At 68.7% G+C, this 26386-nt stretch carries 28 protein-coding genes; 9 read left to right on the forward strand and 19 right to left on the reverse strand.

Going from position 1 to position 26386, the window contains the following annotated elements; translation table 11 throughout:
• The first annotated feature begins 7 nt into the window (after positions 1-7).
• From HPY32_RS30870 to HPY32_RS30880, 3 genes are read left to right on the forward strand one after another with little or no spacing between them, the layout of a single operon-like run.
• A complete protein-coding gene (locus tag HPY32_RS30870) occupies positions 8-2623 on the forward strand; it encodes a molybdopterin cofactor-binding domain-containing protein (RefSeq protein WP_067578122.1) in 2616 nt (871 codons plus the stop codon).
• Positions 2620-3114, forward strand: coding sequence for a (2Fe-2S)-binding protein (locus HPY32_RS30875; protein ID WP_067578124.1), 495 nt, complete (start codon positions 2620-2622; stop codon positions 3112-3114). The genes HPY32_RS30870 and HPY32_RS30875 overlap by 4 nt, the downstream gene beginning before the upstream one ends.
• A gap of 11 nt (positions 3115-3125) precedes the next feature.
• Positions 3126-4610, forward strand: coding sequence for an FAD-dependent monooxygenase (locus tag HPY32_RS30880; protein WP_067584392.1), 1485 nt, complete (start codon positions 3126-3128; stop codon positions 4608-4610).
• Between the two features lie 90 nt (positions 4611-4700).
• On the opposite strand, the gene HPY32_RS30885 is transcribed toward HPY32_RS30880, so the two are convergent.
• The 4 genes from HPY32_RS30885 to HPY32_RS30900 all read right to left on the reverse strand — a co-directional run bounded on the left by HPY32_RS30885 (position 4701) and on the right by HPY32_RS30900 (position 7414).
• A complete protein-coding gene (locus HPY32_RS30885; RefSeq protein WP_082870572.1) occupies positions 4701-4928 on the reverse strand; it encodes a ferredoxin in 228 nt (75 codons plus the stop codon).
• An 11-nt stretch (positions 4929-4939) separates the two neighbouring features.
• Complete coding sequence (locus tag HPY32_RS30890; protein ID WP_067578126.1) at positions 4940-6142, reverse strand: cytochrome P450; 1203 nt, start codon at positions 6140-6142, stop codon at positions 4940-4942.
• 96 nt (positions 6143-6238) lie between these two features.
• Complete coding sequence (locus HPY32_RS30895) at positions 6239-6835, reverse strand: TetR/AcrR family transcriptional regulator (RefSeq protein ID WP_067578128.1); 597 nt, start codon at positions 6833-6835, stop codon at positions 6239-6241.
• A gap of 51 nt (positions 6836-6886) precedes the next feature.
• Positions 6887-7414: a hypothetical protein gene (locus HPY32_RS30900; RefSeq protein ID WP_156673866.1), complete on the reverse strand. Its 528-nt coding sequence runs from the start codon at positions 7412-7414 to the stop codon at positions 6887-6889.
• 108 nt (positions 7415-7522) lie between these two features.
• Here HPY32_RS30900 and HPY32_RS30905 point away from each other — a divergent pair, with 108 nt between their 5' ends.
• Positions 7523-8341 (forward strand): thioesterase family protein, encoded by an 819-nt coding sequence (locus tag HPY32_RS30905; protein ID WP_067584395.1) that lies wholly within the window; start codon positions 7523-7525, stop codon positions 8339-8341.
• A gap of 6 nt (positions 8342-8347) precedes the next feature.
• Here HPY32_RS30905 and HPY32_RS30910 read toward each other — a convergent pair whose 3' ends face one another.
• On the reverse strand, positions 8348-9262 hold the full coding sequence (locus tag HPY32_RS30910) for a D-alanyl-D-alanine carboxypeptidase family protein (protein ID WP_067584397.1): 915 nt from the start codon (positions 9260-9262) through the stop codon (positions 8348-8350).
• Positions 9263-9349: 87 nt separating this feature from the next.
• Here HPY32_RS30910 and HPY32_RS30915 point away from each other — a divergent pair, with 87 nt between their 5' ends.
• Positions 9350-10156 carry an SAM-dependent methyltransferase gene (locus tag HPY32_RS30915; protein ID WP_067578132.1) on the forward strand — a complete coding sequence of 269 codons (807 nt, stop codon included), beginning with the start codon at positions 9350-9352 and terminating at the stop codon, positions 10154-10156.
• Positions 10157-10223: 67 nt separating this feature from the next.
• Here HPY32_RS30915 and HPY32_RS30920 read toward each other — a convergent pair whose 3' ends face one another.
• Genes HPY32_RS30920 through HPY32_RS30970 form a run of 11 tightly spaced genes read right to left on the reverse strand, consistent with a single transcriptional unit; the run spans position 10224 to position 19623 of the window.
• The gene (locus HPY32_RS30920) at positions 10224-10820 is read right to left on the reverse strand and encodes a hypothetical protein (RefSeq protein ID WP_067578134.1); all 597 of its coding nucleotides are present in this window, start codon (positions 10818-10820) and stop codon (positions 10224-10226) included.
• Between the two features lie 12 nt (positions 10821-10832).
• Positions 10833-12011 carry an MCE family protein gene (locus tag HPY32_RS30925; RefSeq protein ID WP_067578136.1) on the reverse strand — a complete coding sequence of 393 codons (1179 nt, stop codon included), beginning with the start codon at positions 12009-12011 and terminating at the stop codon, positions 10833-10835.
• A complete protein-coding gene (locus tag HPY32_RS30930) occupies positions 12008-13126 on the reverse strand; it encodes an MCE family protein (RefSeq protein WP_067578138.1) in 1119 nt (372 codons plus the stop codon). Before HPY32_RS30930 ends, HPY32_RS30925 begins: the two co-directional genes overlap by 4 nt.
• Positions 13123-14229, reverse strand: a complete 1107-nt coding sequence (locus HPY32_RS30935; protein ID WP_067578140.1) for an MCE family protein — start codon at positions 14227-14229, stop codon at positions 13123-13125. Before HPY32_RS30935 ends, HPY32_RS30930 begins: the two co-directional genes overlap by 4 nt.
• A complete protein-coding gene (locus HPY32_RS30940; RefSeq protein ID WP_231951309.1) occupies positions 14229-15230 on the reverse strand; it encodes an MlaD family protein in 1002 nt (333 codons plus the stop codon). Before HPY32_RS30940 ends, HPY32_RS30935 begins: the two co-directional genes overlap by 1 nt.
• Positions 15227-16240: an MlaD family protein gene (locus tag HPY32_RS30945; RefSeq protein WP_067578144.1), complete on the reverse strand. Its 1014-nt coding sequence runs from the start codon at positions 16238-16240 to the stop codon at positions 15227-15229. Before HPY32_RS30945 ends, HPY32_RS30940 begins: the two co-directional genes overlap by 4 nt.
• Complete coding sequence (locus HPY32_RS30950) at positions 16237-17487, reverse strand: MlaD family protein (RefSeq protein WP_197696335.1); 1251 nt, start codon at positions 17485-17487, stop codon at positions 16237-16239. The genes HPY32_RS30945 and HPY32_RS30950 overlap by 4 nt, the downstream gene beginning before the upstream one ends.
• Positions 17488-17495: 8 nt before the next feature.
• Complete coding sequence (locus HPY32_RS30955) at positions 17496-18359, reverse strand: ABC transporter permease (protein WP_067578146.1); 864 nt, start codon at positions 18357-18359, stop codon at positions 17496-17498.
• A gap of 3 nt (positions 18360-18362) precedes the next feature.
• Complete coding sequence (locus HPY32_RS30960; RefSeq protein ID WP_067578148.1) at positions 18363-19205, reverse strand: MlaE family ABC transporter permease; 843 nt, start codon at positions 19203-19205, stop codon at positions 18363-18365.
• Positions 19202-19411, reverse strand: coding sequence for a hypothetical protein (locus HPY32_RS30965; protein ID WP_067578151.1), 210 nt, complete (start codon positions 19409-19411; stop codon positions 19202-19204). The genes HPY32_RS30960 and HPY32_RS30965 overlap by 4 nt, the downstream gene beginning before the upstream one ends.
• A complete protein-coding gene (locus tag HPY32_RS30970) occupies positions 19399-19623 on the reverse strand; it encodes a hypothetical protein (RefSeq protein ID WP_067578153.1) in 225 nt (74 codons plus the stop codon). The genes HPY32_RS30965 and HPY32_RS30970 overlap by 13 nt, the downstream gene beginning before the upstream one ends.
• 163 nt (positions 19624-19786) lie before the next feature.
• Between HPY32_RS30970 and HPY32_RS30975 the strand changes: the two genes are divergently transcribed.
• The gene (locus HPY32_RS30975) at positions 19787-20659 is read left to right on the forward strand and encodes an oxygenase MpaB family protein (protein WP_231951310.1); all 873 of its coding nucleotides are present in this window, start codon (positions 19787-19789) and stop codon (positions 20657-20659) included.
• A 125-nt stretch (positions 20660-20784) separates the two neighbouring features.
• Entirely contained in the window at positions 20785-20946 is a 162-nt protein-coding gene (locus tag HPY32_RS30980) for a hypothetical protein (protein ID WP_156673867.1), read from the forward strand.
• A gap of 2 nt (positions 20947-20948) precedes the next feature.
• Here HPY32_RS30980 and HPY32_RS30985 read toward each other — a convergent pair whose 3' ends face one another.
• Together HPY32_RS30985 and HPY32_RS30990 are read right to left on the reverse strand one after the other, a co-directional pair.
• Complete coding sequence (locus HPY32_RS30985) at positions 20949-21998, reverse strand: alpha/beta hydrolase (RefSeq protein ID WP_067578157.1); 1050 nt, start codon at positions 21996-21998, stop codon at positions 20949-20951.
• A 110-nt stretch (positions 21999-22108) separates the two neighbouring features.
• Positions 22109-22708, reverse strand: coding sequence for a helix-turn-helix domain-containing protein (locus HPY32_RS30990; RefSeq protein WP_067578159.1), 600 nt, complete (start codon positions 22706-22708; stop codon positions 22109-22111).
• 77 nt (positions 22709-22785) lie between these two features.
• Between HPY32_RS30990 and HPY32_RS30995 the strand changes: the two genes are divergently transcribed.
• Positions 22786-23454, forward strand: a complete 669-nt coding sequence (locus HPY32_RS30995) for an FAD-dependent oxidoreductase (protein WP_309247558.1) — start codon at positions 22786-22788, stop codon at positions 23452-23454.
• 132 nt (positions 23455-23586) lie between these two features.
• Positions 23587-25425 (forward strand): Xaa-Pro dipeptidyl-peptidase, encoded by a 1839-nt coding sequence (locus HPY32_RS31000; protein WP_067578163.1) that lies wholly within the window; start codon positions 23587-23589, stop codon positions 25423-25425.
• Here the strand turns inward: HPY32_RS31000 and HPY32_RS31005 are convergent, their stop codons facing one another.
• Positions 25426-26301, reverse strand: a complete 876-nt coding sequence (locus tag HPY32_RS31005) for an alkaline phosphatase family protein (protein ID WP_067578166.1) — start codon at positions 26299-26301, stop codon at positions 25426-25428.
• Positions 26302-26386 lie beyond the last annotated feature (85 nt).

The following is a 26386-nucleotide window of genomic DNA, read 5'->3' on the forward strand; positions in this document are numbered from 1 at the left end:
GGTCCCTGTGGAACAACCCCGTCGCCGCGACGGCGATCTGCTGCTGACCGGCCGGGCCCGGTATCTCGACGATCTCGAGCCGCCGGGCACCTGTCACGTCGCGGTGCTGCGCAGCCCGCATCCGCACGCGCGGATTCGCGCCGTCGCGCCCGAGGCGGCCCGGCGCTGTCGGGGCGTGCGGGCGGTGGTGACGGGGGCGGAGGCGCTGTCGCTGGCGGGGCCGCTGCCGCATTTCTTCGATCCGGCCGGGGTGGGCGGGAAGACCGCGGAATTCCGGGTGCTGGCCGTGGATCGGGTGCGGTACGTGGGTGATCCGGTGGCGGCGGTGGTCGCGGGATCGCGGGCCGAGGCGGAAGCGGCCTGCGCGGCGATCGAGGTCGACTACGAGATCCTGCCCGCGGTGGTCGACCTCGACGAGGCGCTGGCCGAGGGCGCGCCGCGACCGTTCGACGACTGGGACGACAATGTGCTGCTCCGCCTCCCGTACGCGACGGGTGACGCGGCCGCGGCGCTGGCCCGCTCCCCGCGGGTGCTGTCGGACACCTTCCATATCCAGCGCTATCAGGCCGCGCCGCTGGAACCCCGTGGCTACCTGGCGGAGTGGGCGGACGACGGTCGGCTCAGCCTGCACGCCTCCACGCAGAATCCGCATCTGCTGCGGACGAATCTCGCGATCGTCTTCGCGCTGCCGGAGGACCGGATTCGCGTCGTCGCCACCCGGCTCGGCGGCGGTTTCGGGCACAAGTTCAACGGTTACGCCGAGGAGGCGCTGGTGTGCCTGCTGAGCAGGATGATCGGCGCGCCGGTGAAGTGGGTGGAGTCGCGCGAGGAGGCGATGCTGATCGGCGCGCGGGAATTCACCGTCGACCTGACCGCCGGATTCGACGACGACGGCCGCATTCTCGCGCTGCGCGGCCGGATCGTGGGCAATATCGGCAGCCTGACGCCGTGGGCGGGCTGGTGCATGGCCTTTCCGGCCGGTGCGACCCTGCCCGGACCGTATCTGGTGCCCGACTGCGCGATGGAATCGGTTGCGGTGGTGACCAATAAGGCGCCCTGGAACGGTGCCCGCGGCTACGGCAAGGAGGCCCCGACCCTGGCGCTGGAGCGCTTGGTCGACCGCATCGCCGAACACCTCGGCCTGGACCCGGTGACCGTGCGCATGCGCAATTTCGTTCCCCCGCAGGCATTTCCGTACTGGAGCATGGCGAAGCGGCTCGACAGCGGCGACTATCCGGGCGCGCTGGCGAAGGTGCTGGAACTGGCCGACTACGACGAACTGCGCGCACGGCAGCGTGCGGCGCGCGAGGCGGGCCGCCTGCTCGGTGTCGGGGTCGCCTTCGAACTCACCCCGGAGGGCGGCGATTTCGCGGGCAGCTTCGCCCGCGGCTACGACACTTCGACCGTGCGCGTGAGCCCGACCGGCGCGGTCACGGTGCTGACCGGTGTCACCAGCCCCGGCACGGGCAACGAGACCAGTATCGCGGCGCTGGTGGCCCGCGAGTTCGGCCTGCCCGCCGCGGCGGTGTCGGTGGTGCAGGGCGATACCGACAGCTGCCCACACGGATGTGCCGACCATCGTGCTGGGGCACCAGACCACGCCGTCGCCGTTCACCCTGCTCGGCACCAAGGGGGCGGGGGAGAGCGGGGTCGGTGGCGCGGTCGCGTGCGTGGCCAATGCGGTCAACGACGCCCTGCGGCCGCTGGGCGCGCGGGTGCATCGGATGCCGTTGAGCGCCCCGAATGTGCTGCGCGCCATCGCGTCCGGGGTGCTCGCATGATCCGCGCCGCGCTGCGCTATCACCGGCCCGGCACCGTGTCCGCCGCGGCGGAGCTGCTCGGCGAGCGCGGCGGCGAGGCGGTGGTGCTCGGCGGCGGCACCATGCTGCTGCCGATGATGCAGCGCGCCGAGATCGCCGCCCGGGACGTGATCGACCTGCGCGGGCTGGAATTGGCCACCGTGGCCGACCATGGCGGGCGGCTCGAGATCGGCGCGATGTGCACGTACAACGAGTTACTCGAATGCGCGGCGGTGGCTCGGTATGCGCCCCTGCTGACGCTGGCGGCGTCCGGTATTACCGGCGGCGAACAGATCCGTAATCTCGGAACCCTCGGCGGCTCGGCCTGTTTCGCCAATCCGGCGTCGGATATGCCCGCCGTGCTGGTGGCGCTCGGGGCGACCCTGCGGGTCTACGGGGCGGCGGGATACCGGGAGATCGCCGCCGCCGATTTCTTCCGCGACGCCTTCGCCTCCGCGCTCGCGCCCGGTGAATTCCTCGTCGCGATTCTGGTGCCGCACAGCGCCGATTGGTACGGCTATCGCAAGCTGAAGCTGAGCGCGGGGAGCTGGCCGATCGTGACCGCCGCGGCCCTCGGCGATCCCGCGGGCGGATGGCTCGAGGTCACCGTCGGTGCGGCGCAGGCGATTCCGGTCCGCATCGACCTGAGCGTGCTGCTGGGCAGCGACGGCCGCGTCGATGTCGGCGAGATCGATGCCCTGGTCCGCGACCGAATCGAGGACCCCTGGACCGATGTGCTCGCCGACGGTGCCTACCGCCGCGATGTTGCCGGAGCGGTGGCCCGGCGAGCCGTCACCGACCTGATCGAAGGACCGACCGCATGACGAGCCCCGACGAGATCCCACCCGGCCGCACAATCACGCTGCGCGTCAACGGGACCGAGCACACCGTCGAGATCGAGGATCGGGACCTGCTGGTCGATGTGATCCGCCGCCGGTTGCGGCTGACCGGTACACATCTCGGCTGCCGCAACGGCGACTGCGGGTCGTGCACGATCACGCTGAACGGCCGGATCGTGAAGTCCTGCTTGCTCTTCGCGGCCAGCGTCGACGGTGCCGAGATCACCACCATCGAGGGTTTCGCCGGGGATCGGGAGCTGGATCCGATTCAGGAGGCGTTCTGGGCCGAGGACGGATTCCAGTGCGGCTACTGCCTTCCCGGCCAGCTGTTCGCCGCCCGGCAGCTGCTCGACCGCGACCCCGACCCGGACGAGAAGGCGATTCGCGCCGCCCTGAGCGGAAATATCTGCCGCTGCACGGGGTACGTGAACATGGTGAAGGCCGTGCGGGCGGCCGCCGAACGGCGGCGGGCGTGAAGGAGAGCGCGATGCACAAGCGGACGGTGCCGGTCCTGGTGATCGGCGCGGGGCCGGTCGGCCTGTCCACGGGACTGTTCCTGGCGCACTGGGGCGTTCCGGCGCTGGTGGCCGAGAAACGACCCGCCATCTCCGATATCCCGCGCGCCAGCTCGAGCCTGCGCACGCTGGAGTTGTTCCGGCTCATCGGCCTCGGCGAGGCGGTGGCGCGGGTGGGCTGGCGGGGCGGGCCGCCCATGCGCACCGTCTTCAAGGACACCGCGCTCGGCGCCACCCTGCACCGGGGCGGGCTACCCCCGCGCTACGAGCGGTTCCTGCGGGAGTGCAGCCCGATCGATGCGCGCCTGATCATCACCCACGACCAAGTGCAGCGGCTGGCGCTGACCGAATCCCGGCGCAAGGGCGCGGAGGTCCGATTCGGGCTCGAGCTGCTGGGGCTGGAACACGATGCCGACGGGGTGCGGGCGCTGCTCGTCGACCGCGGGACCGGCGCGCACTGGCAGATTACCGCCGACTACGTGATCGGAGCCGATGGGGCGAACAGCACGGTGCGGCAGGCGCTGGGCATCACCATGCCCGACCGGGAGCCGATCGCGCCGCTGCACACCGTGTTCTTCCGCGCCGATCTCGGTTCCGCACTGCGGGATTGGGGCACGCACATGTGTTTCGTGCGCAACGACGCGGTGTATGCGACGGTCATGTCGAAGAACGGCCGCGACCAATGGTCCTCGCACATCATGGATTACCCGGGCAAGCCGGAGGGCGCGGTCCCGCTGACCAAGGCCGAGGCCGCCGAATTGGTCCGTGCCGCACTCGGAGACGACACGATCCCGCTCGAGGTGCATGCCGTCAATGGCTGGGAGGCGGCCGTCGGCATGGCGTCCTCGTTCCGGCAGGGGCGGATCTTCCTCGTCGGCGACGCCGCCCACGTGCAGAGCTCCGCGGGCGGGCTGGGCATGAACACCGGCATCCAGGACGGGCACAACCTGGCGTGGAAGATCGGCGCGGTGCGCGGCGGCCGGTTCGCCCCCGCCCTGCTGGACACCTACGAGCCCGAAAGGCGGGCGGCGGCAACGGCTTCGCTGGCCCTGTCGCGCGGCATGCACCACGGCTACCGGCGGCTCGACGGCGACCCGAACGCACTCTACGACCGCATCGCCGCCGACTACCTGCGCGCCATGCTGTGCTACGGCTACACCACCGCCCCCGCCCCCGACGTCCTCGACCCCACCGTCCGCCCCGGCTACCGCTTCCCGCACCGCTGGGTCATCGACAAGATCTCCACCCTGGACCTGATCGGCTCCCGCTGGACCCTCCTCACCGGCGACGACCCCGAAAAATGGCGCACGGCAACCGAATCCCTGGGCCTTCCCCTGCCGGTCGGCCACCTCGACGACCTGGATCAGACGGTCCTGGTCCGTCCGGACGGGTTCGTCGCCTGGGCCGGGTCCGACGAGGATTCGCTGCGAGCAGCACTCGCTCCACTGCTCAAGTAACCCACCCGCAGGTAACCCACCAGATCCCGGCGTGCTTTTGGCCGGGATCTCACGTGAGATCCCGGCCAAAAGCACGCCGGGATCATGGGCCTACTGCTCCGGCGCGAGCACCGTCCCATTGGCCGCCCAGACGCGAATCGCTTCTGCCGGGCAGGATTCCGCCGCACCTATCACGGCATCGTCGGGTTCGGCGTATTCGTGGATGGCGCTGGACTTTCCGTCCACGAGGGCGAAATGGGCCGGTGCGGTGCCGGTGCACATGCCCGAGCCGATGCAGCTGCCTCGGTCTACCTCGATACGCCATTTGTCTTCTGCCACAGAACTTCTCCTCACCAGCTCACCGGGAGGGACTTGGGGCCGCGGACGAGCAGGCCCGTCTTCCACGGCACCTCCTCGAGCGGCACCGCGAGGCGCAGCGTCGGGAACCGGTGCAGCAGGGTGCCCAGCGCCACCTGTAGCTCCACCCGGGCCAGCTGTGCGCCCAGGCAGTGGTGGACGCCGTGGCCGAAGGCCATGTGCGGGTTGTTCTCCCGGGTGAGGACCAGCTCCTCGGAGCGGTCGAAGATGCGCTCGTCGCGATTGGCGGCCTGGGTGTTGACGAACACCGACTCCCCGGCCCGCACGGTGACACCGCTCAGCACAACGTCTTCCATGGCCACCCGGGCGAATCCGCCGCCCGATCCGAGCTGCACGTACCGCAGCAGCTCCTCCACCGCCCCCGGCACCAGATCCGGTCGCGCCCGCAGCAACTCCCACTGATCCCGTTGGGTGAGCAGCAGATAGGTGAAGTTCGCGATCTGGTTGGCCGTGGTCTCGTGGCCCGCGATGAGCAGCCCGACACCGAGGCTGACCAGCTCCGGCTCGGTGAGCCGGTCCTCGTTGTCGCGCGCGGCGACCAGGGCGCCGAGCAGGTCGTCGGTCGGCTCGGCCCGGCGCTGCGCGATCAACTCGGCGAGGTAGTCCTCCAGATGCACACGCGCGGTGTCGATCTCCTCGCGGTTGTAGGCGGTGGTCGACAGCACGGCATCGGAGAAGTCGCGGAACCGGTGCTGATCCCGCGTCGGCACGCCGAGCATTTCGCAGATCACGGTGACCGGCAACGGCAGCGCCAGGCCCTGCACGAGATCGGCGGGCGGACCGGCGTTTTCGATCGCGTCGAGGCGCTCGTTCACGATTGCCTGTGCGCGCGGGCGCAATTGCTCCACCCGGCGGCCGGTGAACGCCTTCGCGACCAGCCGGCGTACCCTGCTGTGCTCGGGCGGATCCATGCTCAACAGCCCGTCGGGCGGCGTCGGGCGCGGCGAGGTACGCGGAATGTCCTCGCGGTCCACGGTCACCGCGCGGCTGAACCGCGGATCGGCGAGCACGAGCTTGGCATCCTCGTAGCGGGTGACCAGCCAGCCGTCCCCGCCGTAGGGCAGCCGTATCCGGCTGACCGGTTCCTCCCGGCGCAGGCGGGCGTAGATCGGATCCATGTCGAGGCGGATCGGTTCGCCGAACGGATAGTGGCGCACCTCGGTATGCACGGTCATGCGAGCTCCCTTCCCGAACGCCGAGCGGTGTAAGCAGGCGCTTACAAGGTTCAAATGTAAGGGAGGTCACAACACCGCGTCAACGGCCGAATACCCCTATGCCGGTGGGAATTTCGGGTCGATCCGCTCCAGCAGCACCCGGGCCGCGCTCAGCACATGATCGGCTACCGCCGCGGGTTCGGCGCTCGCCAGGGGTTCGCGGCGATGCACCCATCGCATCAGCCCGATTCCCAGCAGCCAGGCCAGCAGCAACTCGGCGCGCAGTTCCGCATCGTCGGCGTCGGTGAGCGAGGACAGCGCGCGGATGTATTCGTCGCCCAGTTCGCGGCGGATGGCGGAGGTGCCCTCGTCGTGCCCGCTCGAGCGCAGCGCGGCCTGGAGCCAACGCCCCTGTGCGGCAATGTCGGACGGCTCCAGCGAGCGGCCCAGCAGGCGGCTCAGCAGGGCGTCGGCCGGGCCCTCCTCGATGAGGATCCGGCCCTGATCGGCGATCGCGGCGCGGAACAGTTCGTCCTTGTTGCCGAAGTAGCGGAACAGCAGCGCCTGGTTCACCCCGGCGCGCGCCGCGATATCGCGGACCGTCGCGCGCTCGTATCCGCGCTCGGCGAACAGCTCCTTGGCGGCCGCCAGCACCGCGGCCCTGGTGGCGGCCGCATCCCGCTTCCGTCCCGCCGCTTCGTTCTCGCTCGACATGCATCCTCCGTGCCCGACACCCGGAACAAGCAGCGTAAAGGCAGGGCCGGGCTACAGGGTCGGCCGGTCCCGCGACACCGTCCCGTGCCACGCATCGGTCTGCTGTGCCCCCGTCGGCCAGGAGGTCTCGCTGTAGAGCGAGAGCGCGGCCGAATTCACCGTGGTCGCATTCCCGCACCGCGGACTCTCCAGTACCCCGGTGTCGGACAGGGTGATATGGACGGCGTCGATGGTCTGAGCGGCCCAGAAGCCGAAACTGTTGTCCCAGTGCCGCTTCACGTCGACATCTCGCATGGTCACACCGAAGCGGGTCGCGGGCTGAGTGACCACGGTCGCCTTCCCGTCCTGCACGGTGACGGTGACCCCCAACCGATCATCCGGATGCGCGACATCCCCCGCATGCACGCCGGGCCGCTCGAGAACCCCCGTATACGAGGCCCCCTGGCCGCCCCCTTCCCAATCCACCACCTGCGCCCCACACGAATCGCCCTCGGCCCACGCCTGTCCCATCCCGACCAGGCCGATCCCACCCCACAGCACCGCAACCACCAGCACCCGCCCGATCGCAGACGTCCCCATGCTCTCCCTTTCCGCACCCAACCACCCCGCACAGACATGATCCGCGCCATCGACCCATATCGGTGGTACATCTGCCGCCGTGTCGCCCCCGGCGCCTACGCTCGAGGCGTGATCGCCTGTTACCTGCCCGATCCCGCGACCCCGGGCCTGTTTCATCCGACCGAGCTCACCCGGGGGCCGTGGTCGCCGGATGCGCAGCACGGGGGAGCGCCGTCGGCTCTGCTGGGGTACGTCATCGAACAGCACGAGCCGCGGCCGGGGTTCCGGGTGGCGCGGATAACGATCGATATGCTTGGGCCGGTGCCGCTTTCGCCCTTGCGGGCGCAGGCGCGCGTGGTCCGGGCCGAGGCGCGGGTGGCCCGGCCGGGGCGGGAGGTCGAGGTGGTCGAGGCCACGCTCGATTCGGATCGGGGGCCGGTGGTCCGGGCCACCGCCTGGCGGTTGCGGCGGGCCGAGCCGGAATTGCCGATACCGGCGGAGGTGCTGCCGACCGGCACCCGGCCCGGTCCCGACACCGTGACACCCGGTCCGCAGCACCGCTTTCCGAGCGATCGGGCGGTGGGGTTTCACAGCGGCGTCGAATATCGTTTCGTGTCGGGCGCATTCCTGAGTCCGGGCCCGGCCGTCTGTTGGATTCGGTTGCGGCAGCCGATCGTGGCGGGCGTCGCGCCCAGCCCCCTGCAGCGGGCCCTGGCGGCCGCCGACTTCGGCAATGGCGTCAGTTCCGTTCTGCCTTGGGACGGATACTTTTTCATCAATACCGACCTCACCGTGACCCTGCATCGCGACCCGGTCGGCGAGTGGGTATGCCTGGACGCCATGACCGCGCCCGATCCCAGCGGCATCGGTTCGGCCGAGTCACGCCTGTTCGACGAGCGGGGACCGATCGGGCGTGGTACCCAGACCCTGCTGCTCGGCACCCGCTGACCGCGGTCAGCCGATCGGCAGTGCGCTCAGGATCGGGCCGTAGCCCCAATTCAGCAGGCGCACAGCGTCGTTCGCGGCGGCCGCGTCGTCGTCCGGTGAGCTGTGCAGGACGACGCCGATCAGGGGCTGGCCCGCGCGGATCGCCTCGAACAGCAGGCAGGTTCCGGCGGCGTCGGTGGATCCGGTCTTGATGCCCGCGGTGCCGGGGTAGTCGTGCAGCAGCAGGTTCGTGGTCTGCCAGACATGCTCGCGATGGGCCGGACCGGCGGGCAGGTGATAGGTCTGCGAGCGGACGATGTCACGGAACACCGGCAGGCTCATCGCGCGCAGGCCGAGGGTTACCAGGTCCGCCGGGGTGGAGTAGGTGGAGTAGTCGGTGGGGTTCGGCAGCCCGCTGGGATCGGTGAAATGTGTTCCCGCCAAGCCCAATTGGTGCGCGGTGTCGTTCATGGCGGCGATGAAACCGGCCTGGCCGGGCCCGTATGCCTCGGCGAGGGTGTAGGCGGCATCGCAGCCGGACGGGAGCATCATCGCGTACAGCAGTTGCCGCGCGGTAAGCACCTCTCCGGGAACCAGACCCGCGGTGCTCGCGCCGTACCTGCTGTTGTAGTCGATGATTCCCGGCGGCACCGTGACGGCCCGATCGAGATCTCCGGCATTGATCACGACCAGCGCGGTCATCACCTTCGTAATGCTGCCGATCGGAGCCGGAGTATCCGCCTGCCGCGACCACCGTGGCGCGCCGGTGTTCCCGTCGGCCAACTCCGCCTCGGGCGCCTGCACGCCGTCCGGCTCGGGCGACGGCCAGAACGGCAGCTGAACATGCGACCCGCCCGCGACGGGAGCGGCGGTGGCCTGACCGGCCGCCACGACCAGCATCCCCGCGACGGCTACCTGCAACAACAGGGCAAATGCTCGCATCGCCACATTGTGCCGCCCACCCGCCCCGAACAGCGGGATTTCATGTCGTCATCGTTTCCGCGGCCCGCAGCGGCGATGATTGCTGGTATGCCCGCACTGCCGGATTGGTCGCCCGATGACATCGACCCGAATGTTCCCAGCTCGGCCCGCATGTACGACTACGTGCTGGGTGGATTCGCCAACTTCGAGGTCGATCGCAAGTTGGCGGAGTGGGTCATGGCCACCATGCCGGAGGTCGTCCAGGGCGCTCGCCGCAATCGCGCGTTCCTGCGCCGCCTGGTCACCTTCCTCGTCGAGGAGGCGGGCATCGATCAGTTCCTCGATCTCGGCTCGGGCGTTCCGACGGTGGGAAACGTGCACGAGATCGCGCAGCGGCTGCGGCCCGACGCGCGGGTCGCCTATGTCGACATCGATCCGGTCGCGGTGGCGGCCAGCCGGGATCTGTTGGCGGACAATCCCATAGCCACGGCCGTGCGCGCCGATCTGACCGACGTCGAGGCGATCCTCGCCGATCCGGAGATCGTCGCGCTGCTCGACCTCACCCGGCCGGTGGCCGTGCTGATGGTGTCGGTGCTGCACTTCGTTCCCGAATCGGCGGACCCGGACGGGGTGATCGCCCGGCTACGCGCGGCCATGGCGCCGGGCAGCTACCTGGCCATCTCGCATTTCAGCCATGGCAGCCGGGAGGGCGACGCGGACCGGATCGTCGCCATGTCGCGCCAGACGCCTACCACCACGACACCGCGCACCCGCGATCGGATCGAGGCCCTGTTCCGCGGTTTCACCCTGCTGCCTCCCGGTGTCGTCGACGTATCCCGGTGGCGGCCGGACGACGACGAGACGGACCCGGACGAGTTCTCGGGCTGGTACGGCGGCGTGGGCGTACGCGCTTGATGCGTGTGCGAAAAGGTGCGTGCACGCAATTTTAAGTCGTTCCGGAGCGTTCGGCGATGGCGTCGGTCTACTGTTGCGGCGGCTGCGCGAGCGGGGAGTTCAGTTTGTTGATCAGCCACCGGTTTCCGGACTTCTCCAGCCACATCACCATCGACAGCTGTCCCGGCTCGGGCTTGCCCTGGGTGCCGACGCTGGTGATCGTCTGGCCGATGACCACGATCGCCTCGGCCGAGTGGGCATCGCCGCTGCGAATGGCGCACTGGGTGTCGGTGACATGGGAATTCACCTGGCCCTGTTTCAACACGTCTCGTAAATCCCCGGTGGTGGATTCGAACTGCTTCTTCCAGTCGCCCGTGGCCCCGCTCGATACCGCCGCGAAATATGCGTCCAGATTTTTCGCATCGTAATTCGCCAGGATCGGGGCATAGGCGCAGGCTGCCAGCCGGGCCTCCTCCCGTGCATCCAGCAGGTCCCTGCTGTGCCGGTCCTGAAAATAGAAGTACACGTTGCTGCCGATCAGCGCTGCGGCCGCCACGATCACTCCCGCAGCAACCGCCAACCCGCGTCGCCCTAATCGGCGCAGCCTGCCCTTCGAATCATCCACTACATCAACGGCATCCGACTGCGCATCGGACTCATCGGCTTCTATCGTCGTGTCGCTCATGGCATTCCACTCCTATCGCCCAGGAATCGGATCGGACAGTTCATTTCCCGTCACCCCCGGCGGCGCGGTCGTCCCGTTGTCGGGAACGTCCGGCCGCGGCGCATCGGCGGCGCCCCGCACCTGTAATGCCGGATCGTCGGTGACGCAGTAGTTGTAGAGCCGAACCCGCGTATCGCTGGTCCGTACCGTCGGGACCACGGGAATCGTGTTGTAGTCGCAGGTCGGCCGGGGCCAGATGTCGACCAGGGTGTGGTAACTCCCGTCGTGGGCCGGAATGCCCAGCGCCCGTGAGCCTTCGCGCAGCGCGGGGAACAGGGCCTCGATGGCGGGCTGGCGCAGCTTGGCGGCCTTGGTGATGGCGACGAAGTTGGTGACCAGATCCGTGAGCGGGTCCTGATTGCGGGTCACGAAGTCCCCGAACAGCGCCAGCTGGCCCGGCCCCCGCTCGAGCAGCTGCCGCACCTCCTGATCGGCCGCGGTCGCCTGCTGGAACAGCGCGGTACCGGCGGCGGTCAACTTCCCCAGGTCCGGCTGGGCGTGCGCGGTGGTACCGGCGATCACCTCCAGGTTCTCCAGCAGCTGCCGCGTCTGCGGCAGCAGATCGGTCAGGCCCGACATGGCCCGGCTGATCCCGGAAATCATGTCGCGCAACCGATCCGGGCCACCGGCGAGCGCCCTGTCCAGCTCGTCGATGATCACGTCGAGCCGCTGCGGATTCAGCCCGCCGATCAACCCGCTCATATCGCTCAGCACCGACTGCACGCTGACCGGGCTGCTGGTGCGCGACCGATCCACCACCGCGCCGTCGCCGAGATACGGTCCCGAGTCCGAGTCGGGCCGGAAGTCCAGATACTGCTCCCCGGCGGCCGACAGCCGCCCCACGGCCACCGTCCCGCCCACGGGAATCCGTGCGCTGTCGCCGATTTCGGCGATCGCGGCGACACCGTCCCCGGACACCCGCACCTCGCGCACCCGCCCGACCCGCGTGCCCCGGAAGGTGACGTCGTTGCCGGGCAGCAGCCCACCGGAGGAGGCGAATTCCACCGTGACGGTGTAGGTGTGGCGGAACGGGGAGAAGCGCAGCACCGACCCGCCCAGATATCCGGCCCCCACCAGCAGCACCACGATCAGCCCGATATTGGCGACGGCGATCCGATGCCGAACCACCCACCGCCACAGCGGCGGATTCATCGCCCACCCCCGGGCGGCGGTGGCTGCGGCGGGCTCACCAGCCGCCCGAACACCTTCGCCAGCACCTGCGCGAGGCTGCCGACGAAGGCCGGTACGTCGCCCGGTTCCGGCGGCCTGCTGCCGTGCGGATCGGTGAGCGCCCCGATATCGAGATACGACAGCGTGGCCGCCACCGCCAGCGCCGGTCCCTTCAGGCTGGCCATCATGCCCGGATACACCCGGTGGATCCCGTCCAGCGTCCCGCCCAGATTGTCGCCCATCCGCGTGAATCCGGACATCAGCTGCTCGATGCTGTCGAACAGGTGCAGGAACTGCGGCCCGGTGGTGTCGGTGAAGTCGCCGAGCGCCGCCATCGTCAGCGACACCTTGTGCAGTAGGTCCACGATCCGCTGATTGTTCTCCTGCGTCAGGCCCAGCAGCTGCGGGAAGGTGTCGGCCGCCGCCCCCAGTTCCGTTTTGCGCCTGGCCAATTCGCCCGACAGCGCGTTCAAACCGGACAGGGTGCTGTCGATGTCGCCGGTCCGGTCGTTCAATGCCGTGATCACGTCGGTCATCTCGGTGATCAGGTGCGCGAGTTCCGGTGCGCGACCGGCGAACATCGAATTCAGCTGCGTGGTGAGCTGCGCCGCCTGATTCAGCCCGCCGCCGTTCACCAGCATCGAGACCGACATCATCAGCTGCTCGACCGAGGCGGCCGTGGCGGTGTGCCCGACGTCGATGGTGTCGCCCGGCCGAAGCGGTTGTCCCGCTTCCTGATTCGACGGCAGCGTGACCGCCACGAACACATCGCCCAGTGGCGTGGCCTGGCGCAGCTCCGCGGTCGTGCCGCGCGGCAACCGGATATCGTCGCGGATCCGCATTTCCACGTCGGCGAGGAAATCGGTGGTGGTGATCCGGGTGACGGTGCCGATCTCGGTGCCGCCGATCGTGACGTGCGCGTGGTCGGGCAGGTTCAGCGCGTCCCGGAACACGGCGTGCAGCGGGTATCCGGGGCCGCCGATCCCAGGTTTGGGCATCGGCAGCGTATCCACCGTGACCGCGCAGCCCGCCGTGCTCACCAGCACCGCCGCCAGGGTGGCGGTGAGAGTCGTTGCCGCCCTGCGCCTGCCGCTCATTTCCGCCCCTCGATGCCGAGCAGCGCGGCGGTGAGCCCGAAGTCGGGCCCCATGTCGGCGATCTTGCCGGTGCGGCAGCCGTCCAGGCGCAGCATCACCCGCTCGCAGAAGGTCGACAGCGCCTCGCCGTCGAGAATCGTCTTGTCGAACAGCCCGTGCAGGCGCAGCGCACCGGCCTCCCGGCTGGTGGCATTGGACAGGTTTTGGAACAGCAGCGGCGTCACATCGGTGATCTCGGTGAGATTGCGGGCATTCGCGCGCATCTGCGCGGTGATGGCGACGAAGCGTTGCAGCGCTCCCGCCAGCTGATCCCTGTTCTGCCCCACCAGGGTTGCGGTGTCGGTGACGAACGCGTCGAGCTGGGTGAGCACCGCTTGCAGGCCGGGCGCCTGCGCCCCCAGGAGGTCGACCAGCTGCGTGAGCCGCCCGCTGAAATCCCTGACGGTCTGGTCGTTGTCGGCGATGATCTGGGTGATCTCGTTGAGTTTCACCACCGCGTCGGAGATCTGATCCTTGTTGGCGAGGGTGGTGCGGAATGCCGACGACAGCGAGTCCAGCGTCTCGCGCAGCCGATCGCCGTTGCCGTTCAGCAGCGGGAACAGCACTCGGCTGGCCATCGGCCCGGTCTGGTTGTCGCCCTTCAGCGCCGCGCCGAGCTGATCGAAGGTTTGCAGGATGCGATCCAGCTCGACGGGAGTCCTGGTGCGCGGCAACGGAATATGGGAACCGTCGGTCATGCTCGGCCCGGTTCCGGAGTAGGCGGGGAACAATTCGACATGACGATTGGTGATCAGCTGCGGATTCACCAGCGCCGCCATGGCATCGGGCGCGATCTTCACCCCGGCGTCGAGCAGCATGGTCACCTGCACATAGCTGCCCTTGGCCTCGATCGTGTCGACCTTCCCGACGGGTACGCCCAGCACATCGACCTCGTTCCCGGCATACAACCCGGCCACATTCTCGAAATCCGCGCTGAGGTGCAGATGGTCGCCGAGGTACTGGCCGGGCAGCGCGGTCATGCTCGCGGGCAGCAGCCCACATCCGGTGGCCAGTGCGGTAATCCAGCACAGCGAAATAAGTTTCAGCAGTCGACGAATGGTCATCAGTTGCACCCCTGGACCGCTCGCGCGAAGCACAGCCAGTTGTCCGGGAAGATCCACGGGGCCCACACATCGCCGTACGGGCCGTTGCCGATCGCATTGGTGAACTGCCGCACCGCGACCGGCATGGTCTGGTACAGCCGGTCGAGGTTGTCCTTGTTCTTGGTCAGGCCCTCGGACATGGTGTTCAGGTCGGCGATGAGCGGGGACAGCCGGTCCTTGTTCTGCAATCCCATGTCCTGCAACAGCTTCGACAGCTGCGCCACATTGTCGAGCAGCTGCTTCAGCAGGGTCTCCCGCTGCTGCACCGCGTCGCCGATCGCGGCGCCCCGGGTCAACAGCAGCAGCACACTGTTGCGATTGTCCGACGCCAGTGTCGCCACCTGGTCCATGTTCTTCAGCAGGCTGTCGACCTCGTCGCGGCGGTCGTCGATCACCTTGGCCAGCGCGCCGATGCTGTTGAGCGCCTGCACCGCGAGCTGCGGCGAATCACCCATCTGCCGGTCGAGCGTGTCCAGCGCCGCGCGCAGCTTGCCCGGGTCGATGCGCTCGATCCGCTCGAAGGAGTTCTTGTACTGCGGATCCTGGATCACCTTGCCCAGGTTGTAGGGGACCTCGGTGTGGTCGAGGCGAATAGTGTTGTCCGGCAGTCCCTTTCCATTGCCGGGCGTCAGATCGACATGCAGCCGACCGAGAATCGTGGACAGTTTGATCGCCGCCCGCGCGTCCGGGCCCAGGCGCAGATCGCGGCGCACCGCGAAATCCGCCACCACCCTGGGGCCGTCGAGCCGGACGGCCCGCACCGTGCCCACCTCGATCCCGGACACGTCGACCGTCGCGCCCGCGCGCAGCCCGGCGGCCTGCGCGAACTCGGCGTGCATCGTCTTGTCGCCCACCCGAGCCTGGACGAGCACGCTGGACCCGGCCAGCAGCACCACCACGAATCCGGCCGCGAACACACCCAGCCGCAGCGGCCGATTGCGCAGGAACCCGGGCACTCTCACCGGCACACCTCCGATTGCGAATTCCCGCCGACCTGGGAGAACAGCCCCGGCGGCAGCAGCACACCCCACAGCGACACATCCAGGCGGCAGATGTAGGCATTGCCGTACGCGCCGTAGCTGGTCATGCGGGCGACACCATTGAGCATGGCGGGCAATTCGACCGCCGCCCGGTCCATCGACGCCCCGTTGGCCAGCAGCAGCGCCACCCCGCTCGAGGCATCGGCCTGCGCCTGCACCAGGTTCGGCTGCACGGCCGCAAGGAGATTCAGCAGCGAGCCGGTCGAGGTGGAGACCCGGTCGACGGAGCTCTTCAGCGACTCGCCCTGCGCGTACAGGCCGTCGGTCAGCGAACGCGCCTGGGTGATCAGGGTTTCCAGCTCGGTGCCGCGATGCGCGAGACCGCCGATCACGCTGCTGAGATTGGACACCACATCGCCGAGGATCTTGTCGCGCTGCCCGAAGGTGTCCGCGAGCCGGGCGGCCTGGGTGATGAGCGCCGCGAGCGACACCTGATTACCCTGCAACGCCTGAATCAGCGTCTCGGACAGGGAATTGATCTGATCGGGTTGCAGCACCGAGAACAGCGGCTCGAACCCGGACAGCAGCGCCGACACATCGAACGACGGCTCGGTGCGCTCCAGCGGAATCTGCGCCCCCGCCGCGACCACCTGCCCGGCATCGGCCCCGGGCACCAGCGCGACATACCGCTGCCCGATGAGGTTCTGATACCGCACCAGCGCCTTCGTCGTGGTCGTGAAGTGCTGATCCGCCCGGATCCGAAAATCCACGCGCGCTTTGTAATCCCCCGCAAAATCGATCCTGTCGACCCGCCCGACCCGCACCCCCGCCATCCGCACGTCATCCCCGACCCGCAGCCCCAGCACATCGGAGAAGATCGCCGAATACGAATCCGTCCGGCCCGGCGCCGACCGTTGCAACGTGGACCAGATGGCATACGTGAGCACCACCGCCACCACTGAGAAGAGCGCGAACCCGATGCGGGCCTTCATCTCCCACCCCCGGTGTTCCCGGTATGCGCCCCGGTGTTCCCGGCCTGCGCCCCGGTGTCCCCGGCCTGCTCGCCCCCATTGTTCCCGGCCTGCTCGCCCCCAGTGTTCCCGGCATGCTTTTGGCCGGGATCCGCCCCCTGCAACATCAACTGCGGCGGATAGACCTGTGGCGGAGCACTATTCGGCACACTCCCCCCACCACACCGCGGCCCGTACAGATCCCCGTAATGCGGACAATCCTTGGCCGTGTACTGCTGAAACGGCGTGAACGACACATCCATGGTCCACAACATCTGCCCGGAGGGCCCGAAGCGGAAGGTCTCGGCCAATCGGTGCAGCGCGGCATCGAGATTGGCGGCGGTATCGGGAATGGCGCTCGGGTCCTTCGCCAACCCGCCGAACAGCTGATCCAGCCCGGCCACCAGGAACTTCCCCGAGTCCGGATTGCGGGCGAACAGGCTGTTGACGGCGTCGATCGTGCTGGTGCCGTTGGTGAGCAGCGTCTCCAGCTGCGCGCGGTGGTCGTTCAGGGTGCGGGCGGTGGTCACCGAATCCGAGAGCACCCCAACAAGTTCCGGCGCGGATTGGCTCAATGCGGTAGCGGCCCGGCCCAGATTGCCGAGCAGGTCGCCGATGCCGGGAATCGCATGCACCTGGGTGAGCCAGGTATCCAGCCGCTCGATCGTCGAACCCGGCACGCGCGCCGACGGATCCAGCGCCGCCGACAGGGTGGCCAGCACCCGCCCGAGCTTCTCCGGCTGGATATTCGCGAGCACGGTCCGCAGAATGTTCAGCGTCGTCTGCAACTGCACGGTTCCGGCGCCGGTGTCCTCCGCGATCACCGTCCCGGCCTGCAATGTCCCGGTCGATGGGCCGTTGTCGACCAGTTCCACGGCGGTGACACCGAAGATATTGTTCGGAATCACCCGCGCCCGCACATTCGACGGAATCGCCCCCACCACAGCGGGTTTGATATCCAGCGAAGCCCGCTGCCGCTCGCCCTTCGCGACCACCTGCACGCCCTCGACCGAACCCACCACCATGCCCCGGAACTTCACATCCGCATGCCCCGGCAGGCCGTCCCCGGTGGAGGTCAGCTCCGCGCTCACGATCACCTTGTCCTCGAAACGACCCGTGTAGCGCAGCGCGAGCAGATACAGCAGCAGCGCCAGCACGCACAGCATCGCCAGCCCGGCGAGGGTGAGTCGGCGGGCGCTCGGGCCGCGGCCACTGGGATCGAGTATCACCGCCGCTCCTATCCCGAGATCCGGAAGCCGGGATCGATCCCCCAGATCGCCAGCGTGAGAAACAGATTCGTGAACACCATGACGACGATCACCATTTTGATCGCGCGACCCGCCGCCATACCCACCCCCTCCGGACCGCCCGCCGCGGTGAATCCGTGATAGCACTGGATGAACGACGAAAGCAGCACGAACACAACCACTTTGAGCAGCGAATAGAACACGTCCGGCCCGAGCAGGAACTGGAAGAAGTAGTGGTCGTAGGTCCCGGCGGAGGTGCCCCCGAGGAACAGCACGATCACCTTCGTCGCGAGATACGCCGCCGACAGCCCGACCGTGTACAGCGGCACGATCGTCAGCGTCGCCGCGATCATCCGGGTGCTCACCAGATACGGAAGCGGCCGGATGGCAAGCGATTCCAGCGCATCGATCTCCTCCGAGATCCGCATCGCCCCCAGCTGCGCGGTGAATCGGCACCCGGCCTGAATGGCGAACGCCAGCGTGGCCAGGATCGGGGCCAGCTCGCGGGTGGTGGCGAAGCCGGAGATGGCGCCGGTGAGCGGGTTCATCGTCAGCAGATTCAGCGCCGTGTACGACTCCATCCCGACGATGATCCCGCCGAACGCGCACAGCACCAGCACCACGCCGACCGTGCCGCCGCCCACCACCAGCGAGCCGTTGCCCCAGCCGATATCGGCCACCAGCCGCGCCACTTCCTTGCGATAGTGCCGCAGCGCGAACGGTATCGCCCCGACCGCCTGGAAGAAGGTGATGGCCTGATGCCCCAGCCGCCGATTGGCCCGCACCGGCACCGCGACCACCCCGGCGGCCACCCGCACCGGTCGCAGCGCCGGGGGAGTGTAGGTGCTGCTCATCGCTCACACCACCTTCGTCGGGAAGAACGTGTTGTACAGCTGGGTGAGCCCGATATTGGTGGCGAACAGCAGCAGCGCCGAACTCACCACCGCCGAGTTCACCGCATTCGCCACCCCGCCGGGACCGCCGCGCGCGTGTAAGCCGGTGTCGCAGCAGATGATCGCGGTCAGCGCACCGAAGATCGCGGCCTTCACCAGCGCCACACCGAGATCGCCCGCCACCGCGAACGACGCGAACGACCCGATGAACGACCCCGGCGTGCCGTGCTGGGCATACACATTGAACAGATACGCCGTCGCGAAACCCACGAAAACGACGAAGCCGCACAGCAGGACGCTCACCAGCACCGCCGCCGCGAGCCGGGGCGTCACCAGCCGCCGCACCGGATCCACGCCCATCACCCGCATGGCGTCGATCTCCTCGCGGATGGTGCGCGAGCCCAGATCCGCGCAGATCGCCGACCCCACCGCGCCCGCGATCATCAGCGCCGACACCAGCGGCGCGCCCTGGCGGATGATCCCCAGCCCGGCCACCGCGCCGATGAAAGTCGTCGCGCCGACCTGATTCACGAGGGCTCCGACCTGAATGGACACCACCACCGCGATCGGAATCGCCACGAACACCGTGGGCGCGGCGGAGACGTTCGCCATGAACGCGCACTGCTTCACGAACTCCTGGAACGGGAATCGCCGCCGCGCCATCGACAGCAGCAACTGCGCGAACGCCTCCCGGCCCAGCAGCACCTGCCGCCCGAGCGTTTCCAGCGACCGCTGCGGATGACGCCGCCACAGCCCCGACACGGCGGCGGTGATCCTGGCCAGCTCGCCCGGCTCGGTCGCGGTCACGACGGCACCGCCACCGAGGTGGTCAGCCAATGGTTCAGCAGCACAAGCAATCCCGCCAGCACGGCGATCCCGGCGGCCAGCGTCGCCAGCACCGCGACCCAGAGGCCGTAGCGGAGAACGGGATGCACCGGTATCCGCCCACCGAGGACCTTCACCCCGATCACCAGGATGTCGATGAGCCACACCAGCGCCATCACGTCATGCACACATTCGAGAAGGTGAGCACGGGCCAGCACACGATCGAACCGAGGAACGAGATCGGCACATCGATGCCGTGCAGGTGCCGCAGGTGCGCGGTGTGGGTGAGCGTCCAGACCACACCGATCAGGCCGTAGGGGATCGCGAGAATGATCAGCGTCCCCAGGAACTCCGAGACCTTCATCTCGTAGCCCAGGAACCTGTCCAGCATTCGCAGCATGCCGAGCCACCTCCTTCCCGCGCCGAGGTGTGTGCCACGTCACGTTCGAGCGTCTTGGGCTGAGAGCGTATGTTATCGACCATTCTCAGCGCAAGAGTGATTGACCAGCAGAAGAACGCGAGTTAAGTTGATGGTCATTCACACTCTGTCCAAGGAGTCGGCCATGTCGGTACCGACCGCCGAGCAGACCCGCATCCGCATCCCGGCGATCCATCGCACGGCGACCAAGCGCCCGCCGCGGCTGTCGGACGCGCTCGATTTCTGGCAGTTCGCCGGGGCCGCCGCGAACGTCGCCATGCAGATGGCGCGCCCCGGCGTGGGCCACGGCGTCGTCGACAGCGGGGTCGAATCCGGCGCGCTGATGGTGCACCCGTGGAAGCGGCTGCGCACCACCGCCTCGTACCTGGCCGTCGCCATCCTGGGCACCGAGGAGGACAAGCGCGCGTTCCGGGAGGCGGTGAATGTGGCCCACCGCCAGGTCAAGTCGGAGCCGGGCGCGCCGGTCCGCTACAACGCCTTCGACCGCGACCTGCAACTGTGGGTGGCGGCCTGCCTCTACATCGGCTTCGAGGACTCCTACCAGCTACTGCACGGCAAGATGAATCCCGAACAGGCCGAGGCGTTCTACGCCACCGCGGCACCCCTCGGCACCACCCTCCAGGTGCCCGCGACCCTGTGGCCCGCCACCCGCGCCGACTTCGACGCCTACTGGAACGAGGCCGCGGCGCAGGCGATCCCCGACGACAAGGTCCGCGCCTACCTCGACGACCTGCTGCACCTGCGCATGATCCACTGGTCCCTGCGCATCCTGTTCGGCGGCCTGCTCCGCTTCCTCACCGCCGGTTTCCTCGGCCCCTGGTTCCGCGACCACATGAACGTCCCCTGGACCCCCACCGACCAGCGCCGCTTCGAAAACCTGTTCCTCTTCGTAGGTTTCGTGAACCGCTTCATCCCCCGCTTCCTCCGCTTCGCCCCCACCCACTACCTGATTCGCGATGTGCGCCGCCGCATCCGAAACAACAGGCCCCTGATCTGATTCGGCCACGGCGATTTACGGAAAGTTTGCCGCCACGCCGCGCAGGTGATTGCAACCGCGGCCGTCGTTCCCCAGGCTTAGCGCCCATGTCCGCCGCATGCCCCGCTTGCTCCTGGCCCTCGCCGATGCCGGTGTCCAAACACGGCTCGATCCGCTATTTGCGCTGTGTGTGCGGCACCTGGTTGGTCGCGCACACGGGCGGGGTGAGCATGGTGGCCGACCGGGTGAAATGCACCGAGACCGCACCCAGCGACCACCTCGAACTCATTCCGCTGCCGGAAGACTGACGCTACAACCCCATCCCCTGCGCCAGGGACGGCCAGGACTTCATGAAGGCGTCCTGCCAGTAGCCCCAGGAGTGGGTTCCGGTGGGGGTGAAATCGTAGGTGGCGGGGATGCCGAGTTGGTCGAGGCGGGTTTGGAGGTTGTGGGAGCAGGCGTTGGCGCCTGCTTCGATGAGGCCGCCGACCACGATCTCGTTCGCCAGTGCGGCCGGGCCGGGGGTGATGAGGAACGGGCTGTCGAGGGTGTCGTGCGGGCCGGGGAGGCCGGTGCCGGAGGAGATGAAAAGGTTGATTCCGCGGAGCTTTTCGGCATTCGCGTAGGGATCGTTGATGACCCATTCGGGATCGGTGTCGGGGCCCCACATATTGAGCGGGTCGCCCTGGCCGTACACCTCGACGATGGTCTTCACCACCCGCTTGCCCAGCGGGTCGCTGGTCTGCGCGCAGCCGCTGTAGGAGGCGACGCTGCGATACAGGTCGGGCTTGGCCGTCGCCAGGGACAGCACCGAGGTTCCGGCCATCGACAGGCCCGCGATGGCATTGTTGCCGCTGGTGCCCAGCGCACCGTCGACCAGCGGCGGCAGTTCCTCGGTGAAGAAGGTGGTCCACTTGTTGCGGCCCAGCACCGGATCGTCTTTGATCCAGTCGGTGTAATAACTCCACGCCCCGCCGATCGGCTGAATCACATTGACGTTCTGCTTCTCCAGGAACGGCACCACATCGGTATTGCGTTGCCAGGTGGCCAGATCCTCGCCGCCCCCGCCGCCGTTGAGCAGATACAGCACCGGCCGCGGCGCGGAGGTGTCGGCGGGCCGCTGCACGTCGACGGTGATGTCCTGCGCCATGGCCGCCGAATAGACGCGCAGCGTGATATGCCGGTCGTTGCGGATGTAGAAGTGACTGATCTTCGACCCGTCGGCCGAAACCGGCGATGCGAGCAACTGTTTGGCGGCCATGATCGGATCGGTGGTCTGCGCGGCGCCGGTACCGATCCCGGTCGTTACCGACAAGCCCGTGAGCACCGCGGTTGCCGCCGCAGCCGCGATCGTTCGCATCGTCGACCGACGCCCCAACACCAGACCCCTCTTCCTCGAACACAATTCGCCAGCGATTCCGAGGAATCATCGGCAGGCCCACCCGAGGCGTTACCGCTTCCTGGGTCCCGTCATTTCGGCGTGCTCTTGGCCGGAATCGACCGGGCGCGGAGGTGGGCGCGCTCGCCCTGTTTGCCGAACAGGCTGAGGAATTCGACGGGCCGGGCGTCGGCCGGGCCGAACCAGTGCGGCAGGCGGGTGTCGAATTCGGCTGCCTCGCCGGGCTTCAGGATCAGGTCGTGGTCGCCGAGGATCAGGCGGAGGCGGCCGTTGAGGACGTACAGCCACTCGTAGCCCTCGTGGGTGCGGGGGTCGGGGTCGCCGCGGCGGCCGTCGGCGGGGATGACGATCTTGAATGCCTGGACGCCGCCCGCGCGGCGGGTCAGGGGCAGCATCGTCATGCCGTGCGCGGCGAGCGGGCGCAGGTGCACGCGCGGGTCGCCGGTGAAGGGGGCGTCGACGAGCTCGTCGAGGGTGACGCCGTGCGCCCGGGCCAGGGGGAGCAGCTGCTCCAGCGTCGGCCGCCGCCCGCCCGACTCCAGCCGGGACAGGGTGCTGACCGAGATGCCGGTCGCCGCCGACAGCTCGGCGAGCGTGGTCTCGCGCTGTCGGCGCAGCTCCCGGAGGCGGGGGCCGACGGCGTCCAATGCCGTACCGATCTCGTCGTCCATGCATCTACTTTGCCAGAGTGGCAAGTAGGTTTGCCACCGTAGCGGATGGGCGGCATGGTCGTCGGCAGGAGGTGGTCGTGACCCTGGCCGACGGCCGCGCCACCCGTGCGCGCCGCCTGCTGGTCGCCACCGGGCTGGTGGACGCGCTGCCGGAAATCCCTGGCCTGCACGCACGTTGGGGCCGCGACGTGCTGCACTGCCCCTACTGCCACGGCTGGGAGGCGCGCGATCGGCCCATCGGCATCATCGGCGCGTCCCCGATGGCGGTGCACGGGGCCCTGCTGTGGCGGCAGTGGAGCGACGACATCGTGTACTTCCCGCGCCACCTGGACGCGCCGACCGGCGAACAGGCGGAACAGCTTGCGGCGCGGGGCATTCGGGTGGTCACCGGCGAGGTGGCCGTGGTCGAGACCGACGCCGACCGGCTGACGGGGGTGCGCATGGGCGACGGCACGATCGTCGCCCGCGAGGTGCTGGCCGTCCCGTCCCGCATGCTCGCCCGTGCCGAGGCGCTCGCGCCCCTGGGCCTGAAGGCGGTCGAACACCCCAGCGGCACAGGCGAACACGTCCCCGCCGACCCCACCGGCCGCACCGAGGCGCCCGGCATCTGGGTCGCGGGCAACATCACCGACCTGTCCGCCCAGGTGGGTGGCGCGGCCGCGGCGGGGGCCTTCGCGGGGGCGCAGATCAACCTCGATCTGCTCGCCGAGGACACTCGGCGAGCCGTCACCGCCGACCGATCTTAGGGGTCGATTCGTCCATTTCGCCGGAACGAACCAAACCGGGCATTCGTCCATCTACCATGGGTGTGAAGCAAATCCGTTGGGGCAGTGGGTATTTCGTGTGCCCAACGGCATGTGGGACGACCAGGAGGGGCCATGGTACTCAGGATGGTTCTGCTCGCCGCGGCCGCCGTGCTGATCCTCCCCGGCGCGCCCGCGGCCGCGGCGGCACCGGCCGGGCCCGTCGTAGCCGACGGCGAGGCCCAGCCGGTGTTCGATCCCGCCGATGTGGTTCGGCAGGATCTGTGGGTGCGTGCGCCGGTGGACAGCGACGGGGCGGGCAAGGACGACGAGGTGCACATCCAGGTGGTGCGCCCGGCGCAGGCCACCGGGAAGCTTCCGGTTGTCTACCAGGCCAGTCCGTACTTCTCCGGCGGTAATCCGGTCACCAATCACACCGTGGACGTCGAGCTCTACGTGCCCGGCGGGCCCGAGGCGCGCCAGGCGCTGCCGCCCGGCCCGGTGCGCGACGACCGGACCGCCGACGAGCTCGCGGTGAACGGCATCACCCTGTCCGCGGGCCGCATCAGCTGGCAGTACGAGGACTTCTTCCTGTCCCGCGGCTTCGCCGTCATGTACGGCGAATCGCTGGGCACGGGCAAGTCCACCGGCTGCCCGACCTCCGGCGGCCGCAACGAGACCATCGGCGCGCGGGCCCCGATCGACTGGCTCAACGGCCGCGCCACCGCACGCGACGAACAGGGCAACCCGGTCGTAGCCGATTGGGCCACAGGCAAAGTCGCCATGATGGGCGTGTCCTACAACGGCACCCTGCCCAATGCCGTGGCCGCCACCGGCGTGCCCGGCCTGGAGGCGATCGTGCCCATCGGCGCGATCAGCAACTGGTACGACTACTACCGCGCGGCCGGGGCGGTCGTCGCCCCCGGCACCTACCAGGGCGAGGACCTCGACATTCTCGCCAAATACGTTTACACCCGCGACGATCGGGACGTCTGCACACCGGAGATCGACCGGATCGAGCAGCGCGAGGACCGCCTCACCGGCGACTACAGCCCGTTCTGGGACGAGCGCAACTACCTGAACGGCGTCGGCGACGTACACGCCGCCGTGCTGGCCGTGCACGGCCTCAACGACTTCAACGTCAAGACCCGCAATGTCGCGCAGTGGTACGAGGCGCTGGCGAAACGAGGTGTGCCGCACAAGATCTGGCTGCACCAGTCCGGTCACGTCGACCCGATCGGCCTGCGCAGGGACGAATGGCTGCGCACCGTCGACCGCTGGTTCGCCAAGTACCTGCTGGGTGTCGACAACGGCATCGACAGGGAGCCCAAGGCCACCATCCAGCGCGAGGACCTGTCCTGGGTGGACGAGCCCGACTGGCCCGCGCCCGGCACCGCCGACGCGACCGCGGTGCTGCGGCCCGGCGGCAATACCGCGGGCGGGCTCGCCCCGGCCGACACCTTCCGCGGCGGCGACCCCGTCACCGAATCCCTCGACGACGACGCCACCATCCTCGCCGCCGACCTCGTCGCCGCGCCCGATTCGCCGAATCGGCTGGCCTACTACTCCCAACCCACCGCGGCCGATCTGCGGGTCAGCGGCGCGGTACGCGTCGACTTCCGGATGTCGTTCAAGCGCCCGGCGGCGAATGTGACCGCGCTGCTGGTGGATCGGGCGCCCGACGGCACCGCCCGGATCGTCACCCGGGGCTGGGTGGACCCGCAGAATCGTGACTCGATCAGCGAGACCACCCCGATCACCCCGGGCGACGAATACCGGGTCGGGTTGTCGATGGAGCCGCACGACTATGTGCTCGCGTCCGGACATCAACTGGGCGTGGTGATTGTGTCCAGCGACAACGAATTCACCCTGCTCCCCAAGCCCGGCCCCGGCTTCACCGTCGACCTGACCGGCACCCGGGTCACCTTCCCGGTGGTCGGCGGCCAGGCCGCCCTGGATGCCGCGATCGGATGATCAGCGCAGGCCCGGGCCCCAGACGTCGGTGACGGCGGCGGCGCCGCCCGCATTGGCCAGCGCCGGAAGGCCGTAGGCGTCCTCGATGGTGCGCAGCACCGAGTAGTGGTTGATCTGCTCGTCGTACTGGCCGGTGTGCACGTTCGCGCCGTAGAAGATGGTCGGTATGCGGTTGACGTCGGTGCCCTCGTCCTCGTCGAAGGTGATGACGAGCAGGCTGTTGTTGGCCTTGGCCCAGTCGGCGTATCCGGCCAGATTCTGCTGCAACCAGGTGTCGCCGGTGGCGACGGGGCAGTCGTGGATGTCGTTGCACATGTTCGGGCTCACGAACGAGACCGTCGGCAGCTGGGAGAAGTCGCTCGGGAAGGCGGAGTAGGGCTGGTTCGCCTCGGCCGGGACATTGTCGAAGTTCACCCAGCCGTTGTGCTTGCGCCGATACAGCCCGTTGGCGCCGCTGCAACCGGTGTATCCGGCGTTCGGCATCGACTCGGAGTAGCCCACGAACTTCCGGCCCGAGGTGATCAGCTGGTTGCCGAGATTGTCCACGCCGGTGAAGTCGTTCGGGCAGCTGTCGTCGGTGACGCCCTGCGTATCACCGGAGAACAGGGCGATGTAGTTGGGTTCGCTGGGATGGGTGATGGCATGCGAATCGGTGAACAGCGCACCGCCGTTCGCGAGCCGGTTGAAGGTCGGAGCATCGGAACTGCCGATGATGTTGTCGTATCCCTGGTTCTCGAACATCACCAGGACGATGTGATCGAACGTCGGCACGGCGGCCGCGGCGGCGGTGGTCGGCACCGCCGCCGTGGCCGCGGCCAGGGCTGTCGCCCCGGCCAAGACGGATAAGACTCGACGTACTCCGGAGATTCCACGCATGGGTATTCCTCGCGATCACGGCGGGACTGTGGCTGCGGCCAGACTGCCCTCGGCCGCGGCCCGGGTGCAGCCCAGCATGTATCGC

It is taken from the genome of Nocardia terpenica, from assembly GCF_013186535.1.
GTDB lineage: Bacteria > Actinomycetota > Actinomycetes > Mycobacteriales > Mycobacteriaceae > Nocardia > Nocardia terpenica.